Source organism: Actinomycetota bacterium (genome assembly GCA_030774015.1).
Classification (GTDB): Bacteria; Actinomycetota; UBA4738; order UBA4738; family JACQTL01; genus JALYLZ01.
The window spans coordinates 1-10,945 of sequence record JALYLZ010000084.1 but is presented as its reverse complement, the minus strand read 5'-3'; the positions used below and the strand labels follow the sequence as shown (position 1 = coordinate 10,945).

10 protein-coding genes are annotated in these 10,945 nt (G+C 70.3%); 3 read left to right on the top strand and 7 right to left on the bottom strand.

Translation table 11 applies throughout. From position 1 onward, the window contains the following. Window positions 1-233: 233 nt before the first annotated feature. Window positions 234-974, top strand: coding sequence for a hypothetical protein (locus M3Q23_08565; GenBank protein ID MDP9342138.1), 741 nt, complete (start codon window positions 234-236; stop codon window positions 972-974). A gap of 20 nt (window positions 975-994) precedes the next feature. Here the strand turns inward: M3Q23_08565 and uppS are convergent, their stop codons facing one another. Both uppS and recO read right to left on the bottom strand, forming a co-directional pair. After that, a complete protein-coding gene (gene uppS, locus M3Q23_08560) occupies window positions 995-1,732 on the bottom strand; it encodes a polyprenyl diphosphate synthase (GenBank protein ID MDP9342137.1) in 738 nt (245 codons plus the stop codon). A 4-nt stretch (window positions 1,733-1,736) separates the two neighbouring features. Continuing rightward, window positions 1,737-2,474: a DNA repair protein RecO gene (recO, locus tag M3Q23_08555; protein MDP9342136.1), complete on the bottom strand. Its 738-nt coding sequence runs from the start codon at window positions 2,472-2,474 to the stop codon at window positions 1,737-1,739. 107 nt (window positions 2,475-2,581) lie between these two features. Between recO and M3Q23_08550 the strand changes: the two genes are divergently transcribed. Both M3Q23_08550 and M3Q23_08545 read left to right on the top strand, forming a co-directional pair. Next, window positions 2,582-6,028 carry an AAA family ATPase gene (locus tag M3Q23_08550; protein ID MDP9342135.1) on the top strand — a complete coding sequence of 1,149 codons (3,447 nt, stop codon included), beginning with the start codon at window positions 2,582-2,584 and terminating at the stop codon, window positions 6,026-6,028. 67 nt (window positions 6,029-6,095) lie between these two features. Beyond that, complete coding sequence (locus tag M3Q23_08545; GenBank protein ID MDP9342134.1) at window positions 6,096-7,787, top strand: hypothetical protein; 1,692 nt, start codon at window positions 6,096-6,098, stop codon at window positions 7,785-7,787. A 44-nt stretch (window positions 7,788-7,831) separates the two neighbouring features. Here M3Q23_08545 and M3Q23_08540 read toward each other — a convergent pair whose 3' ends face one another. The 5 genes from M3Q23_08540 to M3Q23_08520 form a co-directional block, all read right to left on the bottom strand. Then, window positions 7,832-8,125: a EutN/CcmL family microcompartment protein gene (locus M3Q23_08540; GenBank protein ID MDP9342133.1), complete on the bottom strand. Its 294-nt coding sequence runs from the start codon at window positions 8,123-8,125 to the stop codon at window positions 7,832-7,834. Next, entirely contained in the window at window positions 8,122-8,406 is a 285-nt protein-coding gene (locus tag M3Q23_08535; protein MDP9342132.1) for a EutN/CcmL family microcompartment protein, read from the bottom strand. The genes M3Q23_08540 and M3Q23_08535 overlap by 4 nt, the downstream gene beginning before the upstream one ends. Window positions 8,407-8,410: 4 nt before the next feature. Then, window positions 8,411-9,088 carry a BMC domain-containing protein gene (locus M3Q23_08530; protein MDP9342131.1) on the bottom strand — a complete coding sequence of 226 codons (678 nt, stop codon included), beginning with the start codon at window positions 9,086-9,088 and terminating at the stop codon, window positions 8,411-8,413. Continuing rightward, complete coding sequence (locus tag M3Q23_08525; GenBank protein ID MDP9342130.1) at window positions 9,085-10,545, bottom strand: aldehyde dehydrogenase EutE; 1,461 nt, start codon at window positions 10,543-10,545, stop codon at window positions 9,085-9,087. The genes M3Q23_08530 and M3Q23_08525 overlap by 4 nt, the downstream gene beginning before the upstream one ends. A gap of 46 nt (window positions 10,546-10,591) precedes the next feature. Continuing rightward, the coding region (locus tag M3Q23_08520) for a EutN/CcmL family microcompartment protein (GenBank protein MDP9342129.1) at window positions 10,592-10,945 on the bottom strand (354 nt) is incomplete at its 5' end.

Sequence of the window (10,945 nt, the reverse complement as noted above, 5' to 3'; positions counted from 1 at the left end):
GAGGCGATCCACGCCTACCTCGACGCCTACAACGAGGCCCCCAACCCGTTCGTGTGGACGGCGACCGTGGCGTCAATCGTGGAGAAGGTCAACCGTTGTAAAGCCATTTTGCAGGCGGCGCACTAGGGCATCCCAGGATGTCCTTCCAAGACGACGAAGGGCATCCAGTCCCATCCGTAGGGGTGACTTCGCCCCACACGGTGGTCGAGTCTCCCCACGTGATACGGATGTCGGTGGAGACGGATAACTCCGACGATGCTGAGCGGCATGCCGTAAGCGCGTTCAGTGAAGTCCTGCAGGCCTTGCACACGATCGCGGATGAGCCGTATCACGTTGAGGCGCTCAAGGTCTTGTCGCCCTCCGGGAAGGGTGGAGTCGCTTCACCCTGGACCATGGGCCACATGATTGAGATCTCAGCCATGCCAACCGACCTGGCAAGGCTTGCCGTCCAGCGCCATGAGCGTCTGGTTCGGAGCAGAGTGGCGCGCACCGCAGCGGACTACATCTCCCGCGGTGTCAGTCTGTCGATCGGAATTTCGGAACTGTCGAGTTCCATCCTCCTGAACTACTACATGGCGATCGAGGGAATCAGTAATCACATCATGATGAAGGCGAAGAAGGGGGATGATCCAGCAGTCCGAACCGAGCTTGACCAGCAGGTCCGAATTCTCATCGAGGCCCTCGAGGGCCAAGACACAAACGCCGCGGTACAAATGATCCGGGAGACCGCGAAGTCTTTCGACCGGATCGAGTTGCGCTACATGGATCTCAAGATTGGAGAAGCAGGGCGAATCCTCGGCATTGATTCTGCCTTCGTGGCCCAAGCTCAAGATTTCAATCACTTCAGGAGCGAATACCTTGGTCACTTTCGATCCGAGATCCCTACCGGTGAGTTTTCGCGCTGGTTCGAGGACGAGACTGCATTCCGCCTAGGCAACAAGTTCCTTGCGGCCTTTGTAGACCGGTTCGCTTGACTACACTGGCCAGCCTCGGCTCAGTCCTCGACGCCGCCGAAGCGCCTGGAGCGCTTCTGGAAGTCGCGCACCGCCTCGAACAGGTGCTCGCGGTTGAAGTCGGGCCACAGCACCGAGGTGAACCAGAATTCCGCGTAGGCCGCCTGCCACAGCAGGAAGTTCGACAGGCGCTGCTCGCCGGCCGTGCGGATGATCAGGTCCGGGTCGGGCATGTCCGGCCGGTACAGGCGGCTGGAGATGCTGTCCGGGGTGATCCGCTCGCCCCGCAGCCGGCCCGCGTCGTGGTCGGCCAGGATCCGCTTGACGGCGTCGGCGATCTCGGTCCGCCCGCCGTAGTTGAACGCGATGGTGAGGGTCATCCGGCGGTTGTCGCGGGTGAGCTCCTCGGCCGCCTCCATGTCCCGGAGCACGTTCTTGGGGATCCGCCAGTCCACCCGCCCCAGGAACCGGATCCGGACCCGCCGGGAGTGCAGGTCGTCGCGACGCCGGCGAAGGAGCTCCCGGTTGTAGTTCAGCAGGAAGCGGACCTCCGAGGGCGGGCGGCGCCAGTTCTCGGTGGAGAACGCGTACACGGTCAGCCACTTGAGGCCGATCTCGAGCGCCCCCTCGACCACGTCGAACAGGGCCTCCTCGCCCATCTTGTGGCCCTCGGTCCGGGGCAGGCCGCGCTGGCGGGCCCACCGGCCGTTGCCGTCCATGACGATGCCGACGTGTTCGGGAACCCGGTCGAGGTCGACGTCGCCGAGATAGCTGCTCATGGCGTCACGGCCCCGAGCGCGCGAGGATGGGCAGGCTCCGCATCCGGCGGTCCAGGTGGTACTCGGCGAACCCGTACAGCATGGCCCGGGCCTCCCGGCGGACGGGGCCGTCGACCGGCGCCTCCCCCACCGCGCGGAGGTCCGTCGCGGCGTACCGGGCCAGCAGCTCCAGCGACGGCGCGGACACGGGTCCGGCGCCGTGCTCCGCGCACCCGTCGCACACCGCCCCGCCCTGCCCGCTCGCGAACAGCGCCGGGCGCGCCGCGCCGCACACCGCGCACGCGGTGAGGCTGGGGTGGAACCCGGACAGCGACAGCAGCTTCAACAGGAACGACTCCGCCACCGCGGCCGGGTCGGCCGGCCCGGTCTCCAGGGCCCGCATCCCCGACAGCAGCAGCATGAACAGCCGGACGTTCCGCTCGTGTTCCTCGGCCACCTTGTCCACGGCCTCGAGCATGGTCTCGCCGGCGGTGATGAGGTCGTAGCGCTCCCGGAGGGCACGGTGCGCCGCGATGATCTCCACCTGGGTCACCGTGTCGAGCGCCCCGCGGCCCCGGTACATCAGCAGCGAGACGTGGGTGAACGGCTCCAGCCGCGCGCCGATGCGGCTGGTGGTCCTGCGGACGCCCTTGGCCACGGCCCGGACCTTGCCCGAGCCCTGGGTCATGATGGTGACGATCCGGTCCGCCTCGGCCAGCTTGATCCGACCGAGGACGACGCCCTGTTCCGAATAGAGGGGCATTGCCGGAATCGTACCTCCGGGCATCCCGCCCGCCGGCTGCGGAGTTCTTGCGATTCCGTGACATCAGCGGCCTGGGCCGCAACGCATCCGGGCCATAGACTCATGCCGTGATCTGCCCGAGCTGCGGCGAGGACAACCCGGACCGGTTCCAGTTCTGCGGGGTATGCGGCGCCCCGCTGGCGACCGCGGCGCCGGCGGGCGGCGAGGAGCGCAAGGTCGTGTCCGTCCTCTTCTGCGACCTGGTCGGCTTCACCGCCCGGTCCGATACCGCCGACCCCGAGGACGTCCGCGCCACGCTCCGGCCCTACCACCGGATGCTGAAGCGCGAGATCGAGCGGTTCGGTGGCAACGTCGAGAAGTTCATCGGCGACGCCGTGATGGCCGTGTTCGGGGCCCCGGTCGCGCACGAGGACGACGCCGAGCGGGCAGTGCGGGCCGCCCTTCGCATCACCGAGGCCATCCCCGAACTGAACACCGAGCACCCCGGGCTCGACCTGTCCGTGCGCGCCGCGGTGAACACCGGGGAGGCCGTGGTGTCGCTGGGAGCCCGGCCGGAGCGGGGCGAGGGGATCGTGGCCGGCGACGTCGTGAACACGGCCTCCCGGCTCCAGCAGGTGGCCCCGGTCGGTGGGGTGGTCGTGGGCGAGGTGACCTACCGGGCCACCAGAAGCGCGATCGAGTACCGGCCGCTCGATCCCGTCACGGTGAAGGGGAAGGCCGAGGCGATCCCGATCTGGGCGGCCGCCTGGGCCCGGAGCCGGTTCGGGGTGGACGTGGACCAGCGAAGCCCTGTCCCCCTCATCGGACGGACCCGGGAGCTCGCGCTCCTCGGGGACATCTATGGGCGCGTGGTCGAGGAGGGCGGGGTCCAGCTGGTCACCATCTCCGGGGAGCCCGGCGTGGGCAAGACGCGGCTGGTATCCGAGTTCCTGTCGTTCGTCGACGACCGGCCGGAACTGGTGTTCTGGCGGCAGGGACGGTGCCTTCCCTACGGGGACGGCGTCACGTTCTGGGCCCTCGGCGAGGTGGTGAAGGCGCAGGCGGGCATCCTCGAATCGGACGACCCATCCGAGGCCCAGGCCAAGTTGGCCCAGGCGGTCGAGGCGGTCGTGGAGGACGAATCGGAGCGGGAGTGGATCTCGGCCCGGCTGGCCCCCCTGGCGGGCACCGGGTCCGGAGGGACAAGCGGCGTCGAGCGCGAGGAAGCCTTCGCCGCCTGGCGGGCCTTTCTGGAGGCCGTAGCAGCAACCCGCCCACTCGTGATGGCGGTCGAAGACCTCCACTGGGCCGACCCGGCGATGCTCGAGTTCCTCGAATATCTGGTGGATTGGTCAACCGGCGTTCCTTTGCTCGTCCTGTGCACCGCCCGGCCGGAGCTGTACGAACGCCATCCAGGCTGGGGCGGCGGCAAGCGCAATTCGGCCACCGTTGGACTGTCGCCGCTGTCCGGCGACGAGACGGCCCGGCTGGTGGCCGCGCTCCTGGACCAGGCCGTGCTTCCGGCGGACATCCAGGCCACCCTCCTGGACCGGGCCGGCGGTAACCCGCTGTACGCGGAGGAGTTTGTCCGAATGCTCATCGATCGTGGGCTCCTGGTCCGCCGGGGGAGCACGTGGCACGTCGCCGCGGACCGGGACATACCGGTCCCCGAGACCGTGCAGGCCATCATCGCGGCGAGACTGGACACGCTGACGCCCGACCGCAAATCCCTCCTCCAGGACGGGTCGGTGGTGGGCAAGGTGTTCTGGTCGGGAGTGGTATCCGCGATCGGCGGCGTGGACGAGGCCGCGGTCAGGGAAGGGCTCCACGAGCTTGCTCGCAAGGAATTGCTCCGCCCGGCCCGGCGGTCGTCGATGGAGGAGCAGGCCGAATACTCGTTCTGGCACGTGCTGATCCGGGAGGTCGCCTACGGGCAGATCCCCCGGGCGGAACGGGCCCGAAAGCACGAGGCGGCGGCGCGATGGATAGAGGAGATCAGCGGTGACCGGGTCGCCGACCACGCCGACTTCCTCGCCCACCACTACAGCCAAGCGCTGGACCTGGCCTCGGCATCGAGGGCGGACCGGGAGGTCGAGCGCCTCCAGGACCCGGCCCGCCGATTTCTGGTCATGGCCGGAGACCGGGCGGTCCACCTGGACCCCCGGACGGCGGAGGCCTTCTACCAGCGCGCCTTCGCCGTCACGCCTCGAGAGCACCCCGACTGGCCGACCGTTTTCGCGAAGCTGGCGGATGCGTCGTGGGGAACCGACAGCCGTCCCAATCTGGAGATCGAGGACATGTACCGGCAAGTGGTCGAGGCTTTCCGGGCGCGGGGGGAGAACGTGCGGGCCGCGGAGGCGATGCTGAGCATGAGCTTGCCCCTCTGGGTCCGGGGGGAGACCGATCGGTCCCTGGAGTTGGCAGGCGAGGCGGTCGCCTTGCTCGAGCCCGAGCCTCCCGGACCCGAACTGGTCGGTGCCTATGCCCGACTGGGTTCGCGGACCCTGTTCCGCGGCGATGCACGAGAGGGCCTCAGGTGGTCCGAGAAAGCCGTCTCGCTGGCGCGTGAGCTGGACATCGCCCACGCGGTCGCTAACACGCTCCAGGCTCGCGGGCTGGCCCGGTGCGAGCTCGGCGATCCGGGAGGCATCGACGACCTGAGGGACGCGCTCCAGATGGCCCTTGATCTGGGGCTGGGCGTCACGACGTCGAACGCGCATGTGAACCTGGGGTACTGGGTCTGGATGAGCGAGGGCCCCGCCAGCGGCATCGAACTCCACCGCGCGGCGATTCGATTCGCCGAGCGGAGGGGAGCCCCGGGATACGTGAACTGGGCCACGGCGGAGAGCTGCTGGATGCTCTACGACCTCGGAGAGTGGGACCAGCTACTCGCCATCGCCGCCGCGGCCCGCGAGGGGGACGCGGACCGGACGTGGCAGGCGGCACTCATGGCGCTCACCTACCAGGCGCTGGTCTGGCTCCGGCGGGGACAGGTGGCCGAGGCGGCCTCGGTCGAGGAGGAGATCCTCTCCCGGGCGAGGAAAGTCGGCGATTCGCAGGTGCTCGTGCCGGCGCTCGGAACGGCCATGCTGATCGAGCACTCCCGCGGCGACGAGGCGGCGACGACGGCGATGGTCGAGGAGCTGCACGACTCCACGCGGCGCCGGACTCCGGCATACCAGACGCTGTTCCTACCGGACGCCGTCCGTGTATCGCTTGCCTTGGGGGCCACCGAGCTGGCGGCCAGCCTGCTCCCCGGCATCGAGGCCAGCTTCGCCCGACAACGCCACTCCGTTCTCACCGCCACGGCCCTGTGCACCGAGGCGGCGGACGACCCGGTCAGCGCGCTGGCGCTGTTCGACCGAGCGGCCGAGGGCTGGGCGGAGTACGGGTTCGTCCTGGAGAACGGCCAGGCCCTGCTGGGCGCGGGACGATGCCTGCTGCCGCTGGGCCGCCCGGCCGAGGCGCGGGTCCGGCTCGAAGCGGCTCGGGCCGTGTTCGCCCGGCTCGGTGCCCGTCCGCTGCTGGAGGAGATCGATGACCTCCTGGCCCGGCTGACGGCGCTGAGTTCCTGACTTGCTTGTCGCCCTCGGCCAGTTCCGGGTAGAACTCGGGCCTGCCCCCAACCCGCGGAGGACGTTCGTGCGCTCCCTTCCCCGAACTCGACCGGGCCTCGTTGCCGCCGTTGTCGCCATCGGGCTGATCGGGGCGCCGGTCGCGCCGGCCTCCGCGGGCGGCGCCGGGGCCAACGGCGCCGGGACGCGAGGCCCGGGGGCGGCCCGGGTCACCGAGCGAAACGCGCTGCACCACGACGCTTCGCCGCCTCTGAGAGACATGCGCGCCATCCGTCCGCCCCGCGCTCAGGTGTTCGTCCCTCGGCGCGGCGTGCCCGCGGTCCAGCCGGCCGGCGCGGCGTCCGGCCACCGCCCCCTCGATCAGGCCGTCCAGCCCGTCGCCCCCGGCGTTGTTCCGCCGGTGCACACCAGCTTCGAGGGCCTGGCCAACGTGGACGGCGTGTACCCGCCGGACTCCGAGGGAGACGTCGGCCCCGGCGAGTACGTCCAGTGGATCAACAGCTCGTTCGCCATCTTCGACAAGTCCGGGCACAGGCTGTTCGGGCCGGCCGAGGGCAACACGCTGTGGCAGGGCTTCGGCGGGGTGTGCCAGAAGGAGAACCAGGGCGACCCGATCGTGCTGTACGACCCCCTGGCGGACCGGTGGGTGATGAGCCAGTTCGCGTTCAACGTCGACCAGCACGGTCACGAGCTGCCGCCCTTCGTAGAGTGCGTGGCGGTGTCCCAGACTCCCGACCCGATGGGGAAGTGGTTCCGGTACTCCTTCCAGATCAGCGACGTGCTGTTCGACGACTACCCCAAGATGGGGGTGTGGCCGGACGGCTACTACCTCACGTTCAACATGATCCGGCCGCTGACCGGGGAGTTCGTGGGCGTGGAGCTGATGGCCCTCGACCGCACGAACATGCTGGAGGGCCTGGACGCGGACAGCCAGTCCGTCGACATGTGGCGGGCCTTCCCGCAGCAGGACCTGGTCGGGCTGATGCCCTCGGACCTGGACGGCCAGACGCCCCCTCCAGACGGCTCGCCGAACTACGTCCTGGCGCTCCAGGACAAGGCGCTGGACCGCCACGTGTTCAACGACCGGCTGGAGATCTTCCGGTTCCACGCCGACTTCGCCCATCCGCTCCGGGCCGGCGTGACCGGGCCGGTGAAGCTGCGCACCACGCCGTTCGACGCGGACATGTGCGGCGGGAGCTTCAAGTGCATCCCTCAGCCCGGAACGCCCCGGCGGGTGGACGCCATCGCCGAGGACCAGCTGATGTTCCGGGGGGCGTACCGGAACTTCGGCGACCACCAGTCGATCGTGGTGAACGCCACCGTGGACGTGAACGGACACGACCACGCCGGCGTCCGGTGGTTCGAGATCAGAGATCCGGGCGGGCACCCGGTGCTGTTCCAGGAGGGAACCGAGGCGCCCGACGGGGCCGACCGGTGGATGGGAAGCGCCGCCATGGACGCGGCCGGCGACATCGCTCTCGGCTACAACGCGGCGGGCAAGCACCTGGCGCCGTCCATCCGGTACACGGGGCGCACGCCCCTCGACCCGCCGGGGTCCATGGAGCACGAGCGGACCCTCCAGGCGGGCGGCGGCTCGCAGACGGGGACCAGCCGGTGGGGCGACTACAGCACGATGAGCGTGGACCCCGCCGACGACTGCACGTTCTGGTACCAGGCGGAGTACCTCCCCAGGCGATCGCCGACCGGGTGGCACACGCGCATCGGCTCGTTCAAGTTCCCGGGGTGCCCGGCGTCGTAGCGGCGGCGGCGGAGCGGCGGCGTCGTAGCGGCGGAGCGGGGCGCTCAGCCTTCGGCCACGACCGGCTCGCCGTCGACGGTCAGTTGGTCCACGATCCCCACCACGATGGTCCGGATGGGCGCCGTAGCCAGGCCGATCACCTGCCGGGCCGAGTTCCCCTCGTCCACGATCAGGACCGCTTCGCCGGCTCCGGCCCCCACGGTGTCGACCGCGATCGTGTAGGTGCCGTCCGGCTTTCCGGCGGCGTCCAGGAGGTCGCACACCAGCAGGCGCCTCCCGTCGAACACCGGCGCGTTGATCGTGGAGACCACGGTGCCGACGACCCTGCCGACCTTCATCGCCGCGGCCCCCCGATGTCCTCCACGGCGTCCACGATCCCCACGACGGCGTGGTCGATCGGTACGAAGGTCTCCCGCAGCGCCAGGGCGGCCTCGCGGGCGGCCACGATGTACACCAGCTCGCCGGGCCCGGCCATGTGCACGGCGTCGGCGGCCACGACCGGCGAGCCCTCCGGGTTCCGGTGCCGGTCGAGGGGCTGCACGATGAGGAACTTCACGCCCTCCAGTCCGGCGGCCTTGACGGAGGCGACGACGGTGCCGGTGACCCTGGCCAGCTGCACGCGGCTACCCCTTCTTCCGTCCCGGCCGCTTCGGCGGCGGAGGCTGCTCCCGGTCCGACTTCTCCGCCCCGCGGACCCGCTCGCCGAACCGGGCGTCGGCCGCCAGGTTCTCCTGCATCTCCCGGTGCAGCTGGGGGATGACGACGTGGGCCACCGCCTGCTGAGACGCCGCGATGCGGCCCAACCCGTACTCGACCGCCGCCTCCACCTCGGCCACCGGGCCGCCGAACAGCACGTAGCCCTTCCCCCCCAACCCGTCCGCCATCCGGAGCTCCCGAAGGGTGACGCCGGCGCCTTTCAGGCCGGCGTCGGCGGCATCGATGACGGCGGCCACGGTTCGGGTCTCGATCACGCCGAGGGCCTCGCCGTCGTCCTCCCGCCGCACCCCTCCCACCGACGCCACCACGTCGGGATGCACGTCCGGCAGGAACACGACATCGACCAGGGAGCCGTTCGCGGCCTCACGGCCCGCCTCCAGAGCCTCCTCCACGTCGGCGGTCATGCCCCCCACCAGCACCAGGTACTTCCCCGGGTGCACCGTTCCCGCGCGGATCACCTCGAGCGGGGACCGCTTGACCATGGCGTCGCCGGCCTCGATGCCCCGGGCGATGGACTCGAACTCGAGGAGCGCGATGGCGGGCTGCATCTGCGCTCCCCGGTCCCCGGTCCCGTAGCCGCTCACACGATCCGCAGGGCGCCGACCACGGTGATCCGCCGTTCCCTCGAGAAGGTCCGGGGGCGGGTCAGGCCATCGCCGGTCGGGCTGGCGATGGAGAAGGAGGTGAACCCCTCGCCGCCCTCGCCCAACCCGGCGAAGTTCGGCCCGTTGGCCACGAAGATCGAGCAGTTCATGGCCCGGCCCATCCGGGTGATGGTGTCGACGTTGGTGGAGTGGATCGACGCAGTGTGCCGGAACCCGTGCTCCGACTTCACCGCGAGGTCGATGGCTCGATCCACGGTGGACACCCGCGTGACGGGCATGACCGGCATCATCTGCTCGGTCCACACCAGGCTGTGCTCGTTCGGCACCTCCGCCACGACCAGGCGGACGTCGTCGCCCACCCGGACCCCGATCTCGGCCAGGATCACCGACGCGTCCTTGCCGATCCACGCGGGGTTGATGCGGCCCGGCTTGTTCGGCGGGCCGAGCTCCGTGAAGATGACTCGCTCCAGCCGCCTGAGCTCGTGCTCCTTCAGGACGTGGGCGCCGTGCTGGGCCATGGCCCGGACCAGCCGGTCGGCCACGCTGTCCACGGCGATCGTGGTCTTCTCGTCCGTGCAGATCACGTTGTTGTCGAACGAGGCCCCCGCCACCACGTCTCGGGCCGCCTTCTCCACGTCGGCGGTCTGGTCGACCACCGCGGGCGGGTTCCCCGGCCCCGCCGTCACGGCGCGCTTGTCCGTGCTCAGGGCCTCGCGGACCACGGCGGGCCCCCCCGTCACCAGCAGCAGACGCACGTCCGGGTGGTGCATCAGCTCCTTGGCGCTGTCGATGGTGGGTTCGGGGATGGCGGTGACCAGGTCCCTGGGACCGCCCGCCGCCACGATGGCGCGGTTGATCAGGCGGACGTTCTCCGCCGAGACCCGCTTGGCGTTGGGGTGGACGTTGAACACCAGCGAGTTGCCTGCGGAGATGATCGAGATCGTGTTGTTGATGACGGTCGACGTCGGGTTGGTGGTCGGCGTGATCGCCGCCACCACGCCGAAGGGGGCGAACTCGGTGACCACCATGCCCAGGTCCCCGGTGGCCGCCTCCAGCTCGAGGTCCTCCGGGCCCGGGGTCTTGAGCGTCACCAGGCGGTTCTTGCTCAGCTTGTCGGCCGCCCGGCCCAGGCCGGTCTCGGCCCGGGCCATCTCCGCCAGCCGCTCGGCGTTCTCCAGCATGGCCTGGCGGACCGAGGCGATGATGGCCTTGCGTCCCCCCAACCCGATGCGGCGGTACTCCTGGAAGGCGCGGGACGCGGCGCCGACGGCGTCGTCGATGGTGGGGAAGATCCCGTCGCCCAGCTCGGAGCGTTCCGCCTCGGCCAACGACTCGGCGGCCCGCAGGCCGGAACCCGCGTCGGGCCCGGCCTGGCCGAGGCGCCGGCGCACCCGCTCGATGATCTCCTGGACCTCCCCTTCGGACAGCTTGTTCATCGCTCACCCATCCTGTGGCTCCGTCCCGTGGCCGACCCGACGGCGTTCACTTGTGGAACTTCTCGTCGCCCTCGACCTCCCAGGTGTCCACGATGGCCATGATCACGGCGTCGCAGGGCCGGTCCCGGGTGGCCTCGGTCTGCCGCGCGGAGCTGCCCGTGGCCACCAGGACGACCTCGTCCACGCCGGCACCCACCGCGTCCGCGGCCACCACGAACCCACCGGTCTCGTTGTTCTCCACGTCCAGGTGGCGCACCACGAGGAACTTCAGTCCGTCCATGGTGGGCTCCTTGCGGCTCGCCACCAGGGTTCCCGCCACTCGTCCGAGGAGCACGTCGTCGCCTCCCTCTCGTCTGTCCTCGACCACGTCGCCGCCGGGCGGCGCGGGGCGCGGGGCTCT

Excerpts from the sequence above, each read along its gene's own strand:
- uppS (MDP9342137.1), bottom strand. The coding sequence starts at position 1,732 with ATGAGCAGCTATCTCGGCGACGTCGACCTCGACCGGGTTCCCGAACAC.
- recO (MDP9342136.1), bottom strand. The coding sequence starts at position 2,474 with ATGCCCCTCTATTCGGAACAGGGCGTCGTCCTCGGTCGGATCAAGCTG.
- M3Q23_08540 (MDP9342133.1), bottom strand. The coding sequence starts at position 8,125 with ATGAAGGTCGGCAGGGTCGTCGGCACCGTGGTCTCCACGATCAACGCG.
- M3Q23_08525 (MDP9342130.1), bottom strand. The coding sequence starts at position 10,545 with ATGAACAAGCTGTCCGAAGGGGAGGTCCAGGAGATCATCGAGCGGGTG.